This window comes from Calditrichota bacterium (assembly GCA_020637445.1).
GTDB lineage: Bacteria > Electryoneota > RPQS01 > RPQS01 > RPQS01 > JABWCQ01.
In genome coordinates, this window is sequence record JACJVZ010000003.1 from 84,244 (window position 1) to 106,817 (window position 22,574).

The 22,574-nt window shown below is 54.2% G+C and carries 17 protein-coding genes; all 17 read left to right on the forward strand.

Features of this window, described 5'->3' with window-relative positions; all coding sequences use genetic code 11:
- Positions 1–215 precede the first annotated feature (215 nt).
- The 17 genes from H6507_11260 (at position 216) to lysS (ending at position 22,572) form a co-directional block, all read left to right on the forward strand.
- Positions 216–1,103: a 4-hydroxy-tetrahydrodipicolinate synthase gene (locus tag H6507_11260; GenBank protein ID MCB9369676.1), complete on the forward strand. Its 888-nt coding sequence runs from the start codon at positions 216–218 to the stop codon at positions 1,101–1,103.
- Complete coding sequence (locus tag H6507_11265) at positions 1,093–1,809, forward strand: 4-hydroxy-tetrahydrodipicolinate reductase (GenBank protein ID MCB9369677.1); 717 nt, start codon at positions 1,093–1,095, stop codon at positions 1,807–1,809. The genes H6507_11260 and H6507_11265 overlap by 11 nt, the downstream gene beginning before the upstream one ends.
- A gap of 98 nt (positions 1,810–1,907) precedes the next feature.
- Positions 1,908–2,219: an endonuclease domain-containing protein gene (locus H6507_11270; GenBank protein ID MCB9369678.1), complete on the forward strand. Its 312-nt coding sequence runs from the start codon at positions 1,908–1,910 to the stop codon at positions 2,217–2,219.
- 175 nt (positions 2,220–2,394) lie between these two features.
- On the forward strand, positions 2,395–4,017 hold the full coding sequence (locus tag H6507_11275) for a T9SS type A sorting domain-containing protein (GenBank protein ID MCB9369679.1): 1,623 nt from the start codon (positions 2,395–2,397) through the stop codon (positions 4,015–4,017).
- Positions 4,014–6,068 carry a T9SS type A sorting domain-containing protein gene (locus H6507_11280; GenBank protein ID MCB9369680.1) on the forward strand — a complete coding sequence of 685 codons (2,055 nt, stop codon included), beginning with the start codon at positions 4,014–4,016 and terminating at the stop codon, positions 6,066–6,068. Before H6507_11275 ends, H6507_11280 begins: the two co-directional genes overlap by 4 nt.
- Entirely contained in the window at positions 6,037–8,100 is a 2,064-nt protein-coding gene (locus H6507_11285; protein MCB9369681.1) for a choice-of-anchor D domain-containing protein, read from the forward strand. The genes H6507_11280 and H6507_11285 overlap by 32 nt, the downstream gene beginning before the upstream one ends.
- Entirely contained in the window at positions 8,097–8,657 is a 561-nt protein-coding gene (locus H6507_11290) for a hypothetical protein (protein MCB9369682.1), read from the forward strand. The genes H6507_11285 and H6507_11290 overlap by 4 nt, the downstream gene beginning before the upstream one ends.
- Before the next feature lie 66 nt (positions 8,658–8,723).
- The gene (locus H6507_11295; GenBank protein MCB9369683.1) at positions 8,724–9,980 is read left to right on the forward strand and encodes a T9SS type A sorting domain-containing protein; all 1,257 of its coding nucleotides are present in this window, start codon (positions 8,724–8,726) and stop codon (positions 9,978–9,980) included.
- Positions 9,981–9,983: 3 nt separating this feature from the next.
- Positions 9,984–11,135: a hypothetical protein gene (locus H6507_11300; GenBank protein MCB9369684.1), complete on the forward strand. Its 1,152-nt coding sequence runs from the start codon at positions 9,984–9,986 to the stop codon at positions 11,133–11,135.
- Between the two features lie 255 nt (positions 11,136–11,390).
- Positions 11,391–12,968: a SpoIID/LytB domain-containing protein gene (locus tag H6507_11305; protein ID MCB9369685.1), complete on the forward strand. Its 1,578-nt coding sequence runs from the start codon at positions 11,391–11,393 to the stop codon at positions 12,966–12,968.
- Between the two features lie 9 nt (positions 12,969–12,977).
- Positions 12,978–14,130, forward strand: a protein-coding gene (gene prfB, locus H6507_11310; GenBank protein MCB9369686.1) for a peptide chain release factor 2 whose coding sequence is annotated in 2 segments (ribosomal slippage) — positions 12,978–13,043 and positions 13,045–14,130 — 1,152 coding nt in all. Because the reading frame shifts where the segments join, the coding sequence is not laid out codon by codon here.
- Positions 14,131–14,149: 19 nt separating this feature from the next.
- Positions 14,150–16,201: a S8 family serine peptidase gene (locus H6507_11315; GenBank protein MCB9369687.1), complete on the forward strand. Its 2,052-nt coding sequence runs from the start codon at positions 14,150–14,152 to the stop codon at positions 16,199–16,201.
- Between the two features lie 4 nt (positions 16,202–16,205).
- Positions 16,206–17,366, forward strand: coding sequence for an alanine racemase (gene alr / locus H6507_11320; GenBank protein MCB9369688.1), 1,161 nt, complete (start codon positions 16,206–16,208; stop codon positions 17,364–17,366).
- On the forward strand, positions 17,363–17,917 hold the full coding sequence (locus tag H6507_11325) for an N-acetyltransferase (protein MCB9369689.1): 555 nt from the start codon (positions 17,363–17,365) through the stop codon (positions 17,915–17,917). The genes alr and H6507_11325 overlap by 4 nt, the downstream gene beginning before the upstream one ends.
- Entirely contained in the window at positions 17,910–18,686 is a 777-nt protein-coding gene (locus H6507_11330; GenBank protein ID MCB9369690.1) for an SDR family oxidoreductase, read from the forward strand. The genes H6507_11325 and H6507_11330 overlap by 8 nt, the downstream gene beginning before the upstream one ends.
- Before the next feature lie 110 nt (positions 18,687–18,796).
- Entirely contained in the window at positions 18,797–21,031 is a 2,235-nt protein-coding gene (locus H6507_11335; protein MCB9369691.1) for a carbohydrate binding family 9 domain-containing protein, read from the forward strand.
- A 26-nt stretch (positions 21,032–21,057) separates the two neighbouring features.
- Positions 21,058–22,572 carry a lysine--tRNA ligase gene (lysS, locus tag H6507_11340; GenBank protein ID MCB9369692.1) on the forward strand — a complete coding sequence of 505 codons (1,515 nt, stop codon included), beginning with the start codon at positions 21,058–21,060 and terminating at the stop codon, positions 22,570–22,572.
- Positions 22,573–22,574 lie beyond the last annotated feature (2 nt).

Genomic DNA, 22,574 nt, shown 5'->3' on the forward strand with positions numbered 1-22,574 from the left:
ATACTGGAATAGGGGCTTGTTATCAACATAACAGTTTGCAGAGCAGATGTCAAAGAGTCAAGACTTCTGACCCATAATTGTAGAAAAGTCGCGACGGGAGATTTGGACCTGAAAATTTGACAATGCAACGAGTCTCTGGTATATTCTAATTCAGGAATTTTGGGCATGTTGCGAAGACACGACAGGCCGTAAACAGATACAAACTCCATAACATTATGAACTTCTACAGAGGATTGTGGATTGCGGTGGTCACACCGTTCAAAAATGGGCAGATTGACGAGGCCGCCCTGCAGAATTTGGTCGCCGGACTTGCGAATCGCGGCGTGGATGGTTTTGTGCCATTGGGGACGACCGGGGAAGCATCGTGCCTCTCTTTGGAAGAAAGACGACGAGTCATTCAGTTGGTTCTGGAAGCTGCGGATGGCTGTGACGTCGCTCCGGGATGCGGCACAAATGCCACGGCTCAGACGATTGAATTGGTGAAGGAAGCCAAGAAATTAGGTGCGCAGGGGGCCATGGTCATCACACCTTATTACAACAAACCGACTCAGGAAGGGCTGGCAGCGCATTTTGAAGCCGTGCATAATGCGACGGATTTGCCGCTGCTGCTGTATAATGTGCCGGGTCGGACGAGTGTGAACATGCTTCCGGCAACGGTTGAGAAGCTGTCGGACTTGCCGCGGGTGGCTTCAATCAAGGAAGCCAGTGGAAATCTGGAGCAAATCAGTGAAATAGCTGCTCGGGTGGAGGGCCGAATGACGGTGCTCTCGGGGGATGACGGGCTGACTTTGCCGATTCTTTCGGTTGGCGGCGTCGGAGTAGTGTCGGTGGCGGGGCATGTTTGCCCGGATTTGCTGCGGAGCATGATTGATTCTTATGACCGCAATGATATGCCTTCGGCGCGGCTGCTGCATCAGACGTTGGCACCGATTGCCAAAGCAATGTTCCTCGAAACGAATCCGGCTCCGGTGAAATACGCACTTTCGGCAATGGGGCAGATTGCCAACGAATTCAGGTTGCCGATCGTACCTGTCAGGAAAGAAACGGAAGGGAAGATTCGCGTGGCGATTGCCGCGTATTTGGAGAATTTGAATGTCGCATAAGGTGATACAGGTCGCGTTGTTTGGCGCGGCGGGCCGGATGGGCCGGGTGATTTTGCATGAAGCCCGGATCAGCAAGACTGTTAAGGTCACGCACGCGTTTGATCCGGCGGGAGCGGGACAGTATTTTGACGAACTTTTGATTCAACCGAATTGTTTCGGTGTCCGGGATCACGTAGACGTGGCCGTCGATTTTTCGTTGGCGCACGCGGTGGCGGACAACGTGAAATGCTGCCGGGACGCGAAGGTGAACTATGTGTGCGGAGTGACGGCGATTTCTGATGAAACGAAACAGGCTCTGCGTGACGCGTCCAAAGATATTGCGGTGCTGCACGCGCCAAATATGTCGCCGGGAATGAATGTGTTGTTTGCTCTCGTTGCCGAAGCGGCGGCGGCGCTGCCGGGATATAAGGCTTACTTGACGGAGTCGCATCATACGAAGAAGGTGGATGCGCCTTCGGGTACGGCGGTGAGGATAGCGGAGATTTTGGAAGATACCGTCGGGCAAAAACCTGACGTTTTTTCGCTCAGAGTGGGTGACGTGGTGGGCGAACACACGCTGGTTTTGGGTGGACACGGCGAGCGGTTGGAAATCTCGCATCGTGCGGATTCGCGGGCGGTGTTTGCGCATGGTGCGCTGCGCGCGGCGGAGTGGATTGCGGGGCAGCCCGCGGGGTTCTACGGGATGGGGGACGTGTTGGGACTGTAGAACCAACTTTCCCCCGGTCCTCCGGGTGGACAAAAGAGGGGAAAAGTTTGAGAGATTTTGACCAAGTAAAATGGAAGACGTGGCAGTTCGGTCGCAAGATGCGGCGCGAGCCGACCGTGGCGGAGAAGCTGCTCTGGCACAAGATCCGCGCGCGACAGCTTGGTGTGAAATTTCGCAGGCAGCACGCACTCGGAGATTTCATCGTGGACTTTGTGTCGCTGGAGCGAATGCTCATAATCGAAATCGACGGACCGACCCACGCTGAGCCGGAGCAAATTGCATACGACGCGAGGCGGTCGGAGTCTCTTGAATCCAAGGGCTTTCGTCTTGTTCGGTTCACGAATCAACAAGTTAAGGAGAGCATGGAGTATGTTCTCGATACGATTCTCGAAAAGCTTGAAGCTAAATAAGAAGCTTGGGATTTTACCCCCCCTAGCCCCCCCAGAAGACTGGGGGGGAATCAGAGCGTTCGCGATTTCTCTACTTCTTACCACTCTATCATTTGCGCAGTCGTTTCCGCCGGACTCGGTTTGGACGTTTGCTTATGATGCGGGCGGGGACGAATATTTTTATGATGCGATTGAAGTGAACGACGGGTATTTGCTGTGTGGCGAAGCGCGGGAATGGAATGCGCTGGCGGGGCATGGATTGATTGTAAAGATCGATCACGCTGGCCAGTTGGTTTGGCAGCGTCACTATCTGCATTCTCAGGATGAACGTTTCAAAAGTATTATTCCCAGAGAAAACGGGTTTTGGGTTGGATGCGAGCGCGTCGAAGCAAATGGCGAATCCAACAGGTTGCGGGTCTATGAGTTGAGTTCATTCGGGGACGTTAATGTGACGTTTTGGCACGAGCTCGGTCAAGATGAACCGTACCGAGTGCGATTGGGCAACATGCATTCGATCGGCACAATGCACTTCACAACCTCGTACTCGTTGGACCTGTTTCCGGGCGAGCGGATGTTCGTTCTCGAAACGAGTGACGTCACGGGCAATTCTCAGATGCGTTATTTCGGTGCCGGCGCGATCAATCAGAACGCAGGGCACATTGTGCTCGACGAAACGACGTTTGAATCATTGCTGTACGGAACTTCGCGAGCAAGTATCGCTGAAGATTCCGACGGTTTGCTCGAATATGACAACTTGAACAGCGCAACCGTCGGCGGCGACGGCGACGACGGTTTTTTTGCGGCGGTGCAAGCGTCGTCAGGCAACCAGGTCGTGTTTACAGGTTATACAGAGCTTTCCGAGACAGGCAAGGATTTGTGGGTAGTGGGAACGGTGCTTCGCGACGCCGATTCAGTTCTTTGGATGAGCCACTACGGTGGACTATCGTATGAAGACGGCGTAGAAATTGTCAACGCCGCTGACTCCGGGTTTATCGTCGCCGGAAATTTCTCTTCTGAAGATATCGAATTTGAGCAGTCGGATTTTTGGTTGTTGAAAGTGGACTCGAATGGGGATAGTGTTTGGTCCGTTGTGAAGGGCGGCGAAGAGGCGGATCGGTGTGAAGGGATGATCAAAACTGAAAACGGGTTTTTGCTGTTTGGAGAATCGCAGTCTTATGCTGTGCCGGGTTGGGACGGGTGCGCGATGCTATTGGCTTATGTACCGGACCTTGCGCCTGCGCCGGGGGCTTTGAACTTTGGCGTCGTGGGTGTGAGCGACAGCGCGACGCGAACATTGGGTTTGATCAACACGGGAACGAACGTGTTAACAGTGACAGAGATTTCCGGAACGGAGAACTATTCGGCGGAATTTTCGGGACCGCAAACGGTTGAGATCGGCGATACGCTGCGTGTGAACGTCGTCTTTGCTCCGCAGAGTCCGGGCAACCACATCGACACGCTGCGGATTTTCAGCGACGCGGTATCGGGAACGAAGATCGTGCGCTGCTTGGGAGCGGGGATGGCCGCCGCTGCGGACGACGAATCACTTTTGCCGACGACATTCAGCTTGCATCCTCCCTATCCGAATCCGTTCAATCCGGCGACGACGATTTCAATCGACGTACCGCGACAAGCGGACGTGGAACTGACAATATTTGACGTGCAAGGTCGCGTCGTGGAGACCTTATTTGACGGAGAATTGAGCGCGGGCACGCATTCTCTTGTGTGGTCGTGCGGCACCTGCGCAGGCGGCGTGTATTTCGCCCGTCTGCGCACATCTGAGTTTGTGGGGATTCAGAAACTCGTGCTCCTCAAATGAAATTTATCATAATTTTGTTCTTTGTGGGTTCGGCGCTGGCGCAGCCGGTGCTGGACAGTATTTATGTGATTGACAGCACGAGCGCGTATTTTTCGCAGGCCGTGCCGCTGGACGACGGAGGATACATTCTTTCGGGTGCGCAGTTTGAAGGGCGCAATTCCTTTTGGCGCGTGGCGCGGATGAATGCTCAGCGGGAAATTACTTGGTCGCGAATTTTTCTGTCAAATCCGTTCTTCACGATGAATGAAATCACGGTGACAGACGACGCGATCCTCGTGCCCGGCGAAATCACCGTGCCGATTGATTCAAACACTTCGACGTCGGCTTCGATGGCGGTGGCATACTCTTTGGACGGAGACAGCTTGTGGGCAAACCCGTTTGAAGACTCGCTGAACTATGTAAAGTTCTCCTCGGCCTGTGCGGCTCCTGACGGCGGATTTTACATTCTCGGCGTGATTGGCATAATCGAAGGCACAAGATTCAATCATCAGATTCGTTTGCTGCGAGTGACATCGACAGGGGAAGTCGTGTGGGACAGAAGATACGGCGGCATCGACTATGACGCGGGCGGCACAATCGTCAGACTTGCGGGGGATTCTCTGCTCGTGACGGCCCTTGCTGTGCGAAACAACGTTTACAATGTCGAGTTCATGTGGACGAATTTGGACGGAGACAGCCTCGGCGCGACGCTCTTTCCCTTGGATGATTCCGCGTACATCTATTATCCGCACCATTTGTACCGCCGCAGTGACGGATGGGACTTTCTTTGGCTCGTTGACTATGGATCGAATGACAACACGGATAGCACATTCTGGCTCCGCACGGACTTTTCAGGGGAAGTACAGTTTCAGCGCATGCTGTCCGCTCCGACGAACTCGATGCAAAACTTTGCACCTGCGAATGACGATTTCCTGACCACAGGCTATTCTCCATTCGGAACTCAGAACAGGAACGTTGTCTCCGGGCGGGCAAATGTTGCGGGCTATTGGTATTACAACGATCCCGTTGATCTTCCGTTTAGTCAGGAAGGCTACGGTTTTGTGCCGAATGACGATGAGATCATCGAAGTTATCGGACGGTCAGCCACGTCCGATTCGACGGGCGGGAATCCGTGTATTTTTTATTTGGGCGGCGGCGGGTTCTCAAGCTATCTCTATCCGATTCCCGCGCTGTTGGAATTTGGAGTTGTTGAATTGGACAGCGCGGCAACCCGCGAGCTCGGACTATCCATCACGTGGGATTCTTCTGTAACCATTACGGATTTTGCCGTTCCCGATTGGGCGGCGCTATCGCTGGACGTGCCCGTGACGATTCAGGCCGGAGAAACTCTGCATTGCCAAGCAGTGTTCAGGCCGAATGCCTTGACGCAGTTCACGGACACGATTCACATATTTTCGGATGCAAGGAATCAAGACCTCGGCATTCCGATTCACGGTGCGGCTCCTTATCCTGAGTGCCGTCCTTCGTTGGCGACGGTGAATTTTTTCTGGACGTTTGTGGGCGACAGCGTGCGGCGGCCTTTGAGTATTCGCAATACGGGAACCGTGCCGCTGCATATTGATCCGATTGCGGAGCCTGTTCCGTTTTTTCTCGATTCTACGGGACCGTTTGTGGTTCCGGCGGATTCGTACGCTGTTTTGTGGTTTGAGTTTTGGCCGGATTCGGGGATTGACTATGAACGGCTGATGATTTTGAACAGCGATGATCCCGGCGGGCCGGACACGGTCAGGTTGTTGGGGCGCGGCATCGCACAAGAAGTTGACGCGAACGACCGTCCGGAGTTGCCGACGGAGTTTGCGGTGTATCCGGCTTATCCGAATCCGTTTAACGCGACGGTTTCGATTCGGTTTGATTTGCCTGTGACGGAAACCGTGGAGCTTGTACTGTTTGATTTACAGGGCAGGCGAGTGAAGAGTGTTTTGAGCGAAGTGTTGAACGCGGGGTCGCGCGTCGTGCACATCGACGGAGAATCTTTAGCTTCTGGGATTTACTTTGCGAGAATCAGCACGGAGGCGGAGCATGTCGTACAGAAATTGCTGCTTGTTCGGTAGTCTGTTGTGGGTTGGGTTGTTTTCGGGGTTGGGATTTTGTCAACCGACACAATTGGACAGCGTCTTCCGCTTTGAGCAAGTGGTCGGAGTACTCGGGCACGTCGCGGAACTACCGAACGGGGACTGGCTCGTCAATGAGTTGGTTCAATCGCCCGAATCATTCTCATGGCAGCTCCGACGCATGACGCCGCAGCGCGAGTTTGTATGGTCTTCGTATTTGCTCGACTACAGTTCCTCCGGCGAGGCGGTCTTCGCGGTCGGCGAGAATTCCGTGTTTATGATTTGCGAACAGTATTTTCGAACGGATTCGACGTCGGGAACATATCGAAAAGTTGGCTTGTGCTACGGTCTTGACGGCGACAGCTTGTGGTATAATTCGTACGACGATTCGACGGAGTACACTTCTTTGAAATCTGCCGTCGCTGTGCCCGGAGGGTTTGTCGTGCTGGGCGGAAAGTCGCGGCACGAAGGCACCCATGTGATCTGGCAAGCACGACTGTTCGGGATCGACGAGAGCGGCGAAATACTGTGGGACAGGCTGCTCTGCACATCGTCCAGCACGCCGGGGAACATAGTCGCGGTCGGGGATTCTTTGCTGCTGTCGTACTCGGAATATCAGCAAGACAGGAAAGTGCTTCACGTCGTCTCGACAACCTACGGCGGAACGGTGCTAAGTTCGCGCGACGTTGAGGTGGACGGTTCGATTGATCTTGACAACTCGGTGCTCATTGCCGGTGAGGAGTTTGTCGATATTTTGTGGGAAGTGTCGGAGAATTCTCCGCAATTCGCTTGGCGGCAGCTTCGCTTGACATATGACAACCGGGTATTGATCTACACGAAGGCCGTCAGGCAAAGTGCGCTGATTCGCGGATTCGTTCCCGAAGTGGACGGAATGACCGTAGTTGGCTACCAACCCTTTGAAGACGGAGACTACGATATTTTCGTCGGGCGATTCAATCAGAACGGCCGCTGGCACTACTATAACCGCATGCAACACCCGGATTGGCAAGTGGTCTACTCCAAGACGGCTGCGCAAGAAGACGAGTTGTGTCTATTGGGGTTCAGTTCGGGCCTGCCCTTCAGCCAGGTTCCTTCGCTGTTTTATGTGAACATCGAAGATCAGAGTTCGTACTTGTATTGCAGTCCGTGGGGAGCGGATTTTGGTATCGTTTCCTTGGACAGTACGGCAGAGCGGAGTTTTCAGTTTAACGTTACGGGCAACGAGCCAGTGACGATCACGTCGGTCATTTTGCCTGAAGATTTTGCAATCGGTTTGGTCCTGCCCGTGACTCTTGCACCGGGCGAGACGACGGATATTCCGATTGTGTACAGACCGTCTGAACTTGTGGTCCGCGACGATACGCTTAGGCTGATCTGCTCTGCCGCGAACGACACCTTTGATATTTATGTGCAAGGACAGGCTCCGTTTCCGGTTTGCGCGCCGGATACACATGCCATAAATTTCAATTGGATTTTCGCCGGGGACACGGTATACCGGAGTTTGTTCGTGCGCAATCCGGGGACAGCGACGCTGCATATCGATGCGCTTGAAGATCCTCTGCCGTTTTGGGTCGAGCCGCACGGACCGCTTGAAATTCCGGCGGACTCATCCGTCGAGTTGACGATTGGTTTCACGGCGGCCATGGCAGATACATTTGAGCGCACGTTGGCCATTAACAGCGACGAACCCGACGCGCCGGACTCTGTTCGATTGAAAGGCCGCACACTTTCACATTCGACAGACGCAGACGAGACTCCGGGTCTGCCGACGGAGTTCGCGGTGTATCCGGCTTATCCGAATCCGTTTAACGCGACGGTAACGATTCGGTTTGATTTGCCGGTGGCACAGCTTGTGGAGCTTGTGCTGTTTGATATTCAGGGCAGGCGAGTGAAGAGTGTTTTGAGTGGTATGACGAACGCGGGGTCGCACGTGGTGCAGATTGACGGGGGGAATTTTGCGAGCGGGATTTATTTTGCGGCTTTGAAGGCGGGCAACAACCGAATAGTCCAGAAACTTTTGTTGGTCAAATGAAGACAATCATTACTTTGCTTTTGTTCGCGGGGCTGCTCGCGGGATGCAAGAAAGACGAAAGTTCCGAGAGCGACACGAGCTACGAGATTCTCGTGGGGGATACGTTGATTACGATTCCGACGGACGCGGTGGTGTTTGCGGGATCGGTGACGCATCCTTATCATTTCGATTTTCACGCGTACATGTTGAAGGAATACCAGATCGCGACGAGCACGACGATTCCGCGCGACGGCGGGTCGCCGTATACGGGCACGCTGCTGGAATGGAAGAACACGTCTTGGAATTTGCGGCGGACATTTTTGATCGCGCCGTTTTCGCACGACGTGGGCAGCACGAACGCGGAAGTTTTTTACTACAACATCGGGACGTATCCGGAGCAGTTTGGATTTGGCTGGGTGGACACCTTTGATCCGAACGCGGATTTGTGGGACGAGGCGGCGCATCCGTGGCTGAATCCGGCGGATTCGACGCTTGCACCGGACGACTCGCGGACGCTTGAATACGACGGCGGTTTGGGGGATATACTGGTGTATCGGGGGATGTGGGAGGTGGAATGAAACTCATAATTGATAAATTTGAATTAGTTCTTCAGTATCGGGATTTCATACTAAAAGGAGACGGCTATGTATCGGAGTATTTTTGCAACTATCGTCTGCGCAATTTGCTTGCTTAGTGAAACTGGTTTGGGACAGAATGTCGTCGCACTCGGGAGCTATCCCCTAAGCGAGTATTCAAATGATATCGAGATTGGAGGGGCTTATGCTTTCTTGGCATACGGAGAAAACGGACTCTTGATTTTGGATGCAAGTGATCCAGCGAACATCGTTGAAGCAGGTTCACTTGAGTTTAATGCTGAATGCCGGGATATTGTGCTGCTCGATACCCTTGCCTATGTTATTTGTGATGATGGGATCCACGTCATTGACATTTCAAATGTGCAAGAGCCGGTTGAAGTGGGATTCGATTCACTGGATAATGACTACGGCGCTGAAGGCGTATTTTATGATCACTATTTTGTTGCAGGAACTCCCGGAGGGATTCATGTTTATGATATTGCAGATCCGCTGAACCCTTCGGAAGTTTCTCAGCTTGAGTTGGAGTGCTGTCTTGGCGGGATAGCATTGAGCGATCACTACATCGTCGTCGCTCAATTGTGGTTTTATTCGGGAATCAGAGTTGTGAACATCGAAGATCCGCTAAATCCAGAGGTGGTTGGCGAAGCAACTGCGAATGATTGGGGGCATGGCGTAACCGTAGTTGGCGATTTTGCCGCAGTAGCAGTTGATATGGCGGGAATGCAGGTCTTTGACATTTCGCAGCCATCATCTCCCGAGCTTATTTCCACCATGCCATTAAATAGTTTTTCCATCACAAATTCCATTTCATCTTCGGGGAACTACGTGTTTGTGACTGGACAGAGTGAATGGCTTTATGTCCTAAACTTAGAGAACGGGTCCGAACCGATCTCAGTCGGTAGAAGCCTGGAAACGCTTGACGGAACCGAAGTTGCCGTGAGTTTGAACGGTCAATACGCTTACACTGCCGACAATAGGCGATTTCAAGTTTTCGACTGCAGCGCGGCCCTGCCGGTGGAAAATGACCGCTCAGCTTTGTTGCCGACGGAGATTTCGCTTCAGGCTTACCCCAACCCGTTCAATCCTTCGACCTCGCTGTCGTTTGAGTTGCCGAAGGATGTGGACGTGACGCTCTCGGTGTTTGATATTCAGGGGCGGTTGGTTGATGAGATTGTGAATGGACATCTTGCTGCTGGCGCGCATACGGTGAATTGGTCTTGCGCGGAATGTGCGTCGGGAGTTTATTTGGCGGCGATGAAGGCCGGGAGTTTCTCGGCTACGCGGAAACTGCTTTTGTTGAAATAATACATGCCTCTTGTAATTCAGAAATACGGTGGGAAGACGGTTGCTACGCCTGAGGATATTTTGCAGGTGGCGCGGTCGGTTCATGCGCGGGTGAAAGTTGGGACGCAGGTGGTGGTGGTGGTGTCGGCTTTGGCTGATACAACCGACCAGTATGTGCAGATGGCGCGCGCGGTCAATCCGCAGCCGCGAGGCCGCGAACTCGACGTGCTTCTGTCGACGGGCGAGCGGGTGGCGATTGCGATGCTGGCGCTGGCTTTGAACTCGATTGAAGCGGATATCGCCGTATCTTTGACGGGTGCGCAGGCCGGAATTATCACCGACACGCTGCACACGGCGGCGCGAATCGTGGACGTGCGGCCTTTGCGCGTGCGGGAGGTTTTGGATCAGGGAAAAATCCCGGTGATTGCCGGATACCAAGGGATCACGACGGACAAGAACATCTCGACCTTGGGACGCGGGGGAACGGACGCCACAGCCGTCGCGCTGGCGGTGGCACTTGGAGCCGAGCGGGTGGAATTCATGAAAGACGTCGACGGAGTGGCGAGCGCCGACCCGAAATTTGTGGACGGCGCGCGGATTCTGCCGCAACTCGACTATGACGAAGCACTTTCGATGATGGGCTTCGGAGCGAAGATTCTGCAGGTACCGGCTGTAGAGATGGCGGCGGAATTTGGGATGCCGCTCGCAATCGGGAATTCCAAGACCGGGGTGGCGGGGACGATTATCACGGATAAACCATTGTCAAAACGGACTTTAGGGGCAGTGGTACGGACCGAAGCGACAATTTTGCCGCTTGCAACTCACGATGAGTTTTTGTTTGTTGAAAGGTTACTCCGTGAACAGGGGATTTTGCCCCTATTTTTGCGCGGCGGAGACCATCCGCTCGTCGTATTGCGGGCCAGTGACGAGCCGCGATTGCTGTTTGGCAATTACGGGGACGTAATGGACGAGACTCATGATTTGATCGCGCTGTTTGGACCGGGTGCTGGAGGAGTTGGCTCGCTGGCAGACCGGATTGCCTCAGAACTTGTGCTGTATCAATCGACGATTTGTGAGGAAATCTATTTTGAGAACCGGCTGCTGCTGCTCTTGAAACGGGAGGTCTCGGCGGAGGTATGCGGGAAGCTGCATGAACTTTGCGCACGTGAGTCCTAAGTCCGAAGTTTGGGATTCCGGCCGGGTTGCGCTGCGCTTAACCCAGCTCGGCGAAATCAGATTCAGATTCCGGCGAGTAGAGCGGGCGGAACGCCTTCCGCCCCTACAGTGATTGTTTGAGAAGCAGATCTAAATCTCCGCTCGGCGGGGAGAGCGGACGGAACGCCTTCCGCCCCTATAGTGATTGATTGAGAAACAGATCTTTCTGGGGAGAGAGATTGTACCGATTGAATTGTTAATTTTGTTGACGAACCAGTGAATACGCAACTACCCCCCACGACCCTTCCAGTTTCCGTTCGAGTCGGCCTGCTGGAGGGCTACGAACGGGTTACATTCCGACATACGGGCCGCTACCGGATCGAAACGCGCACGGGTGAACTTCTGCGCGAAGCCGACAGCTCCGAGCTGAAGTGGCGTGTGCTGCGCGAGAAGAGTACTCCGACGAAATTTTTATTTAGCGTGCTTGTGGCCTCATTTGCCACGCGCGAAGAAGCCATGAGCTTGGCGGAGCAGTTTGAAGAGCGCGGCATGCAAGCGGCAATGCGTCAAATCGGCGGCCCGGTAGAAGTGGACGGTCAGATTGTCGGCGACAACACGCTGTACCGCGTGCAGGTCGGAAATTTTCAGTCGGAAGACGACGCTCGGCAGCTTTTGGCCAAACTCGAATTGGATTATGCGCCGCGATTGGTACGGGAAGTGTTGACTCATGCATCGGGCAGGCTCGAGCTTTTCGACCAGAGTTTGGAACAGCATTTCGAGAGCACGGAAGGATTTCGCCTCGTGCCGGTCGATCCGGAATCGCGGATGACGATTTTGGGCGTACGCATCAACTCGGGTTTCGCCTACGAACCGACTGAAGACCGGACGTATGAAGGGATCATCGAGTTTTACGTGGACCATGACGGAGAGATTGCGGCGCTGACGGAGATTCCGATTGACGTGTATTTGCGCGGCGTGGTGGCAGCTGAGATGCCAGCTGAGTTTCCGGAAGAAGCACTGCGGGCACAGGCGATCGCGTCACGGAGTTTGGTGATCGCGACAAAGGCCATCAAGCATCTTAACGACCAGTTTGAATTGTGCGCGCATGTACACTGCCAAGTTTACAGCGGCGTTACAAACGAGAACGACAAGGTATCGAAAGCAGTCACGGATACGCGGGGTCAGGTGTTGGCCCACGACGGCGTGATCGTGGACGCGCATTACTCGAAGGTTTGTGGGGGCCACACGGAGGACGTGCAGGAGACTTGGATGACTCCGCCCCAGTATTTCGGGCGAGGCGTACCGTGCGACTGCAAGCACGAACTTGACGTCCCCGATTTGACGACGGAAACCGGAGCGCGGAGATGGATTCAGTCGCGGCCGAAATCGAACTGCAATCTCGACGGAGTGGATTTGCCTGTGTCGCGCAACTACGGCCGGAAACATTTCCGATGGGAAACGACATTGCTGCGGTCGGAGCTTGAGGAAGTTATTCTGACGAAGACGGGTATAGACATCGGCACGCTTTACGATATTTTGCCGATTCGCCGGGGACGCAGCGGGCGGCTGATGGAAGTGGAAGTGCTGGGTTCATTGGCGAACTTGCGACTGAAGCGTGAATTAAGAATTCGCCGCATACTGTCGCACACGGCGCTGGAGAGTTCGGCCTTTTTGGTTGAAGTGCTGCACGATTCACAAGGGAACCCGATGGAGCTTGTGTTTACGGGGGCAGGCTGGGGGCACGGCGTTGGCCTTTGCCAAGCGGGCGCGGCGCGGCTGGCCGTCGAAGGCATGACGGCTGAAGAAATTCTGCGCCACTATTACGTGGATTGCGTGATTGAAAAGAAATACTAAAGGACTCGAATGAAACCCGAAGAGCTGACACAAGAAATTTCCGAGTACAAGCCAAAATTGGACGTTTTGCGGAGGTCTCTTTGACTACGCAAAACGTCTTTCTGAAATAGAGAAGCTCGAGACTTTGTCGGGCGGCGCGGGATTTTGGGACGACCAAGAACAAGCGCAAAAGGTGCTCCGTCAAATCGCGGAGCACAAATCATGGGTGGACGCGTTTCGCAAGGTTGAATCGGCGCTGGGGGATTTGGAAGCGCTGGGCGAACTGGCGCAGGATTCGCCGGAAGATTTTCCACCGGAGGATTTGGACAAGGAATCCGAGAGATTTTCGCGGCTCTTTGACGAACTTGAAACGCGCGCGATGCTGAAAGATCCGAACGACAGCAAGAACGCGATTATACACATTCATCCCGGAGCGGGCGGCACGGAATCTTCGGACTGGGCATCCATGCTTTACCGCATGTATTTACGGTGGACGGAACAGCGTGGTTGGAAAGTGGACGTGCTCGATTTTGAGCCTGCCGAAGAAGCGGGCATCAAGTCGGCGGTAATCGAGGTTCAAGGCGAGTTCGCCTACGGATATTGCAAGGCGGAAACGGGCGTTCACAGACTCGTGCGCATTTCGCCGTTTGACGCCAACGCGCGGCGGCACACGTCGTTCGCAAGCGTGTTTGTCTATCCTGAAGTGGAAGAAGTTCCGGAGATTGAAGTTCGTCCCGAAGATTTGAGAATTGACACGTACCGTGCATCGGGCGCAGGCGGGCAGCACGTCAACCGCACGGAGTCGGCGATTCGAATTACACACTTGCCGACGAATATCGTCGTGACATGTCAAACGGACAGATCGCAGCACCGCAACCGCGAGTCGGCGATGAAGGTGCTTTATGCGAGACTTTATCAGAAGCATCTCGACGACGAGCGTGCCAAAAACGCATCGATCGAGAATTCTAAGACCGACATCGCGTGGGGTCATCAAATTCGGTCGTACGTTTTCCAGCCTTATCAGATGGTGAAAGACCACCGCACGGGTGTGGAAACGTCAAGCATTCAAAAAGTGATGGACGGAGAGTTGGACGAGTTCGTGCGCGCATTTTTGTTGACGGGCGCACAAGGCAAATATGCGCGTTCGCGCGCGCAGGCCGGGTCAGAGGATGATGAACTATAATCTCGTGCAGGGAGAACCCATGAAGCGTTGGATTTTGTTGTTCGTTTTGATTGTTTCGTCCGTCACGTTCGCGAAGAACAAACCGGTCTCGGTCGCCGGTGAACCCTATTACGAATATGTTCCGAAGCACGTGCTCGTCGCATTTTCAAAAGCGACACCGAAGGAGAAGATCGACGCGATTATTTCGCGCAGCGGCGGCATAGTCGGGGCTTACTCGGACTTGTTGGATTTTTACCGAATCGAAATGCCGACATCGACCGAAGACGGCGTACATTTTTTCCGCGCACAAGACGAAGTTATGTGGGCGAACTATAACTATATCGCTCACGCACAGTTTGTGCCGAATGACGAATATTACCAATTTCAATGGCACTATCCGTTAATCGGGATGGAGCAGGCTTGGGATATAACGCGCGGCAGTCCGAACGTCGTGGTGGCCGTGCTCGACCAAGGCTGGCAATTCAATCACGAGGATTGGGGCAGCGTTTCGCGGGTGAATCCTCGCGATTTCATTTCGAACGACACAAATCCGGAAGAGCTCGGACTTGAGGATTCTCACGGAATGCACACGGCGGGGACGATCTTCGCGAATACAAACAACAGCACGGGCGTCGCGGGCATCGCTCCGCTTTGCACTCTGATGCCCGTACGCGTGCTGGACAACGAAGGATCGGGATCAATTGAAGCGATTGCGAACGGGTTTGCATGGGCGGCACAAAACGGCGCAGAAGTCGTGAACGCGAGTTTGGGCTTTGCGAATCCTGACAACATTCCGCCGCAAGATCCGGGACAGCCGCTGACTGGAGCGGTGCAGCAATGCGCTGCGGCGAACGTCGTAATGGCAGTGTCCTCGGGTAACGACAACGCGGACTACGTTTCCTATCCGGCAGCGTACACGGCGTGCATCGCGGTCGGCGCGACGGCTTACAATAACGCCCGCGCGCCGTACTCGAACAAAGGCAGCGCGTTGGATATTTGCGCACCGGGTGGTAACACAGATCAGGATTTGAACCAAGACGGATACAGCGACGGTGTGCTCTCGACTGTTCGCAACGCCGCGAATGGAGACTATTACACGTTTTGGCAAGGAACATCGATGGCGGCGCCGCACGTGGCTGGTGTCGCCGCGCTCTTGATTTCGCACGGTTGCCCACCGGCGCAAGTTCGCAACGCTTTGCAGGAAACGGCGGTTGATTTGGGCACGGCGGGTTGGGACACGCAGTTCGGATGGGGACGCATCAATGCTTTAGCCGCGCTGCAGTACAATTGTCAAGGCGGCGGCGGCGAAACGACGCTGTTCAACGGTCCGATGGAGAGCAACGACGAGGGCTGGACGGTTGATGAAAACGGCGCGGACGGAGTAGGTTGGAGATTTTTGGATTTCGGCACCGCGGATTGCGGGAATGATCCGCACGGCGGACAGAACGGAATTTGGCACGACGACGAGCAATTTGTGGGACAGCAGGATGACTGGCTGTATACACCGCAAGTTTCGATTCCAGCGGGCGCGTCGCAAGTGACTTTTTCATTTTGGCAGAGAAACTGCTGGGTCGCCGACTACTATGATATGCACGGGGTGTACTATTCCACGAACGGCAACGATTTCACTTTAATCGGCGAGTTGAGCGACGCGGCGGAATCGTGGGAGCAGATTTCTATCGACGCGTCGGCGCTCGCGGGCGAAAACGTGTATTTCGCGTGGCGTTATCAAGGAAACTATGCGACTGAGTGGTTTTTGGACGACGTTATGGTAACCGCGAGTGTGGGAACGGACGCAAGCGACAATCCGCAGTATTCGATTCCGGCAGAGTTCGTTTTGGAAAATCCTTATCCGAATCCGTTCAACAGTTCGGTACGCATTCCGTTTGAGGTCAACGTGTCGCGGCCATTGACACTTTCGATCTATAACGTGACGGGACAGAAAGTCGCGACGCTCGTGAACGAAGAAGCGCTGACGGTGGGATCGCACCAAGTTTTGTGGAACGCGGACGGCGCGGCGAGCGGCGTGTATTTGGTGCGTCTGACGAACGGTTCGCGGGCGCTGACGCAAAAGATATTGTTGGTGAAATAGTTTCTTGACTCAGAATTCGCTCACGCTGCCTACGGTGATGACGGCGGATGAAGTTTCGCCGCACCGGCCGACTTTCGCACGGATTTCCCGCGACGCGATCGCGGAGAACTACGGGCGGTTCCGAAGACTTGCACCGGAGTCACAATTGATGGCCGTGGTGAAAGCAGACGCGTACGGACACGGGCTGCTGCATTGCGGGAAGTTGTTCAGCGATCTCGGAGCGGACTATTTCGGGGTCGGATTTGTCGAAGAGGGCATTGCTCTCAGGCGCGCGGGACTGCGCGAGCCGATTTTGGTGCTTGGCGGAATCGTCGGATCGCAGATCGATTTGTTTTTGGAATACGATCTTGATTTGACGGCGAGTTCTTTATTCAAACTCGAAGCGATTGAGCGCGAGGCGATGGCCGCAGGCAAAATTGCTCGGGTTCAGCTCAAGATTGACACGGGCATGAACCGCATCGGTCAAAATTTCCGCACGGCAGAGACACTGCTTGTTGCCGCGAAGAAATCTCCGCATGTGCTGGTGACGGGGATATACTCGCATTTGGCGACGGCGGAGGAAGCCGACGAGAGTTTTGCCATACAGCAAATCACGCGATTCGGGAATGTGCGCGAGCTTGCGAAAAACACCGGGTTCAAAGATGTGACTTACCATCTGGCAAATTCGGCGGGCGCGATAAATTTTTCGGATGCTCGGTTGGATATGATACGTCCGGGATTGGGGCTGTACGGTCAGCACGCGGCGAGTTATTTGCAATCGAAATTTCCGCTCAAAGCATCGCACCAGCTCGTGAGCGAGATCGTGTATCTAAAGGGTGTTCGTGAAAGCGAAGGAGTCAGCTACAATCTTAAGTGGACGGCTCCGGAGAATGTTTGGGTGGCGACGGTGCCGGTCGGATACGGCGACGGCTATCCGCGCGCACTGTCGAACAAGGCCAATGTGCTGATTGGCGGCAAACGATATCCGATCGTCGGAACTGTTTGCATGGACCAATTTATGGTCAATCTCGGGCACGACCGTCATGAGATCGGCGAAGAAGTTGTGTTATGGGGACGACAGGGAGACGAAGAAATCACGCTGTGGGAGCTTTGTGAAGCCGGGGGATACGTGCCGTATGAACTGCCGATTTATCTGACGGGCCGCGTGCCGAGATTGTTCGTATGATCCGTTTGGCCAGAAGTTCCGATGCGGCGCAGATACTTAATATTTACGCACCGCTGATTCGAAATACCGCGATAACATTCGAGTACGAGATTCCCGACGTGGGGGACTTCGAGAAACGAATTGAAAAAACTTCGAAGTTTTATCCTTACCTTGTTTGGGAAGAACACAAAAATATCTTGGGCTACACGTATGCGACTCGGTTTCGCGAGCGGAAAGCCTACGATTGGATTTGCGAATCCGCGATTTACATTTCCGAACAAGCGCGCGGAAAGGGAATCGGTCAGAAGCTCTATTTGAAGTTGTTTGAATGTCTGCGGGCGCAAGGTATCGTCTCGGTGATTGCCATCGTCCGGCCGCACGCAAAGACAGTCGATTTTCACGAGGCTCTGGGTTTTCGAAAAGCCGGAGTCATCCCCTTTGGCGGATACAAACTTGGCGAGTGGCACGAAGCGGGGTTTTGGCAACTGGTTCTATGTGATCCCGTTCCCCTCTCCCCTGCTCCAGTAGTTCCGTTCCCGCAAGTTTCTCATTTGATATCGTTCGATGAGTAAGACCGCGCTGATAACGGGCGCATCCAGCGGAATTGGTCTCGAAATGGCGAGACTGTTTGCGCGGGATAAAGTGAACTTGGCTCTCGTTGCCCGGAATGAAGCGGCACTTAAAAGTATCGCCGAAGAATTGTCGAACATGTATGGTATACAAGCGGACATAATTGTTTCCGATCTTTCTCAGGCGAACGCGCCGTTTGAACTTTTTGAAGAAGTGCAGCGTCGCGGGCTTCGGGTTGGTTATTTGATCAACAACGCGGGTTTCGGAATTTACGAAGAGTTTCTCAAGACGGAGTTGTCGCGCGAGCTGGAGATGATTCAATTGCACGTGGCGACGACGACGGCGTTGACGAAATTGTTCGCCGAAGACATGGCGCGCTCGGGCGGCGGACGGATTATGAACGTGGCCTCGACAGCGGCATTTCAGCCGGGGCCGTGGATGTCGGTATATTACGCGACCAAGGCATATATGCTCAGCTACAGCGAGGCGGCGAATGAGGCTTTGCGCGAAACGGGCGTCACCGTGACGTGTCTTTGTCCGGGACCGACGCCGACGAATTTTCAGGTGCGGGCGAAGAATCGCAAGAAAGGTTTGCTGCGGCACGTGAAGACGTCCGCAGAATACGTTGCGCGGGCGGGCTATGCCGCGATGCATTCCGGCAAACCCCTGATCGTACCGGGAGTTCTGAACAAGTTTGGTGTTTTCGCCGTACGGATATTGCCTCGCCGTTTCGTGACTCGTCTTTCGCGCCTCGCCGCGGAAAAATCATAAAGTTTCCAAAGTCCTGCCACAAACTTCTGACAGCCTCACTCCCATAAATCGGGTCGGTGTGGTGTCGCCGTCCAAACCAGATTAATAAGTACTACCGATTTGGAGGAACCATGCCGCTGTTAGCAGTTTTGTTTCTGATGGCCATGTTTGACTTCGCATGGGCGGATGCGGAGGGGTATGAGATTTGGGCTGGCCGGCGCTCGACACCGATTACTTTGGACGGGCGCATCGAAAGTGCGTGGCTCTCAGGCGGCAAGGCCGAGAATTTCATTCAGCGTGAACCGGGCTATCCTGCTCCGGCGACTCAAAAGTCCGAGGTGTTCGTGCTGTATGACGAGAAGGCATTGTATGTTGCCTACATGCTGTATGACACAGCTCCGGACAGTGTGTTCGGACAGATTCAGCGGCGTGACAACGACGCGAACTCGGATTTTGTCGATCTTTACATCGACACGTTTCACGACCGCCGCTCGGGTTATTGGTTCACAATCACTGCGGCGGGAGTGCAATCGGAAGGCACGTTCTACAACGAGAACAATCTTTCGAATGCTTGGGATGCGGTATGGGAATCGGCAGTGGCGCGCACGGACAGCGGTTGGAGCTGCGAGGTTCGCATTCCATTTCAGATTTTGCGGCACGGCGGACCTCGCGAAGACGGATGGGGAATCGCTTTCGCGCGAAAACTTTTTCGTTTGAATGAGGCGAACTTTTGGCCGCCCGTCGATCCGGAAGTCGGCTGGCGGGCCTCGGCTATCGGCACGCTGCGCGGGCTGGAAAATATCGCGCCGTCCGCGCACGTCGAGCTCTTGCCGCACGTGGTCGGCCGGTGGGACGCTCCGTTTGATACGTTGGGCAAACCGCAGGATTTTCGCTCGAAGAACGAATGGGAAAATCTTGGTCTGACGGCGAAATATGTTCCGTCGGCGGCTTTGAGTTTTGACGGAGCCTATCAGCCGGATTTTGCGCAAGTCGACGTAGACGAAGCGGTGATCAATCTCACGGACTATCCGGTTTTTCTTTCGGAGAAGCGACCGTTCTTTTTGGAGAATAAGGAATACTTCGAAGAGACGCCGTATACGTTTGTGTACACACGGCGCGTGACGGACCCGGATTACGGGGCGCGCGTGAATGCGCAGAAGGGCAATTTCAAACTCAGCGCATTCGGTGGAAAAAACAGACTTGCCTACACGGACGAGTCAGACACGCTGCGCTTCAAACTGCAAGATGCGGCGTTCGGACGCGCGTCGGTGGATATCAAGAAACGCCACCGCATCGGTTTGACGTGGACGTACTTGAATCAAACGGGCTACTCCGCGGCCACCGCCGGTGTGGATGCGAAGTTCAGATTCCGCGAACGCGATCGTCTGTGGTTTTGGTTGGCGGGAGTGGAGCGCTCGGGCTATCCCGAACAGCATTGGTGGCGCGTTGACAAAGTGCGCGACGAGCAGCCGATTGAAGCGCGCGCGTCGTATGGCCCTGACTTAGGTCCGGTGCGCACGGACTTGGCCTTTGGTTTTCGCGGGAAAGATTACGACACCAACGATCTCGGTTGGGGCGACGCGACGAACGGAATTCGTCAATCGTGGTGGCTGGGAGACAACTACTATCTCAAACGCACCTTTCTGCGCAACATCGGGTTCGATCTAAACGAATTTTACACTTCGCTCACCGACGGCAAGGCTCCGGAAGGCTACGGCAACTGGGATTTTTACGCGACTTCACGCAAAAACTGGGACTTCGGCGGCGGAATGGAATGGGGCACGGATTTCCGCAGAGTGTATCAGGGTGCGACGGGCGGCGAGTTTCGCGACAACTACGGTACGTTTGATCACGAGTTCTACCGCTACTTCCATCATTGGGCGTGGATTTGGAACGACAACACTAAACCGTTCCGTTACGGATTTGATGTGCGCTACCGCTCCTTTCGTGACGGCTACAGCTTCGGGTTCGAACCGGAAACTTCTTGGCGGCCGCGCTCGAATATCGAACTTGATCTGCGAAATGAATGGACGCGAGTGTGGAGTTCGTACTCCTTTGTCGATGACAGCGGCAACGTCGTGCTCGCGGATTTTCGCAACTGGATTTTCAAGGCGAACTGGTCGCCGAGCCTGCATCTCTCTTTCCGCGCAACGGTTCAGTGGATCGAAAAGAGTTACTACGAAAGCGACGAAGGACTTTCGTTTTCCAATTTGCTGATGGCTTACAACTGGATTCCGGGCAGTTGGTTCTATTTGGTGTATGATGAAGCGGCGCGTGACATCGACCGTCCGGAACATCCTGAACGGAGTATTCCGGGCGAGCGCACTATTCGCGCGAAGCTGACTTACTTCTTCACAGTGCCGTAGGGCGCCTGCACATAAATCCCGCAAAGATGACTGAACATTCTTCCGAACAACAAAGCGAACTTTCCGACCTTTTAAGACTGCGCCGCGAAAAACTTGAGACGCTGCGCAGTCACGACGTCAATCCGTATCCATATTCGTTTGCGAAAACGATTCACATTCCCGAATTGATGGAGAAATTCGAGAGTGTGATGGAATCCGACGAACACACGGGTCCGGAGTTTTCGATTGCGGGCCGCATCGTGTCCATGCGCATCATGGGCAAGGCGGCCTTTTGTCATATTCGCGACGAATTCGGACAGATGCAGGTGTATGTGCAGCGCGACCGGATCGGCGAAGAGCAATTCAAACTCTTCAAGCACTACGACATCTCCGATTGGATCGGAGTGCGCGGCACGGCGTTTCTGACGAAGACGGGTGAGAAATCGCTGCGTGCCAGTGAAGTGGTGATGCTCTCGAAGAGTGTGCGGCCTTTGCCGGTGGTGAAGACGCAGGGCGATGAAACGTTTGACGCGTTTTCGGATAAGGAATCGCGCTACCGTCAGAGGTATATTGATCTCGCGGTGAATCCTGAGAATCGTGAGATTTTCAGGACGCGGGCGAAGATTATTTCTGCGGTCAGAGAATTTTTGGATGCGCGGGGATATTTGGAAGTGGAAACGCCTGCGCTGCAGCCGCTCTATGGCGGAGCGCTGGCGCGGCCGTTCATGACGCACTACAACGCGCTCGACCGCACGTTTTATCTGCGCATCGCCGACGAACTCTATTTGAAGAGATTGATTGTCGGAGGATTTGAGAAAGTTTACGAGATTTGCAAGGATTTTCGCAATGAAGGCATGGACAAATTCCACAATCCGGAATTTACGATGCTCGAGTTTTACGAAGCCTTTGCGGATTTCGAGATGATTATGAATCTCTCAGAGGAAATGTTCCGGCATGTTGCGCTGCGCGCGCTCGGAACGACCGAGGTGACGTATCAGGGGAAGACGGTTGATTTTGGGAAGCCATTCCGTCGGGTGAGGTTTTTTGATTTGTTGAAAGAAGCGACGGGCAAAGAGCTATTGGGAATTCCGCTGGCCGAATTGGGTGAGATTGCGAAGGCGCATGATGTGGAATTGACGCGCGAGATGGGCGAAGGGAAAATCCTGGATGAGATGATGAAGACGCTTGTGCGGCCTCAGTTGGTCGAACCGACGTTTATTTATGACTATCCGCTTTCGCTCTCGCCGCTGGCGAAAAAGCATCGCACCGATCCGCGATTGGTGGAACGATTTCAGCCGTTCGCGCTGGGGTTTGAGTTGGGCAATGCGTTTTCGGAGTTAAATGACCCGATCGATCAGCGTCAACGATTTGAAGCGCAGCGTAGATTGAAGGAAGCCGGCGACGAAGAAACGCAGCCCGTGGATGAAGATTTCCTGAATGCGCTCGAATATGGTATGCCGCCGACGGGGGGAATGGGCATTGGAATTGACCGGTTGACGATGCTGTTGACGGATCAGGAAAATATCCGCGAAGTTATCTTGTTTCCGCATTTGAGAAGCTAAGT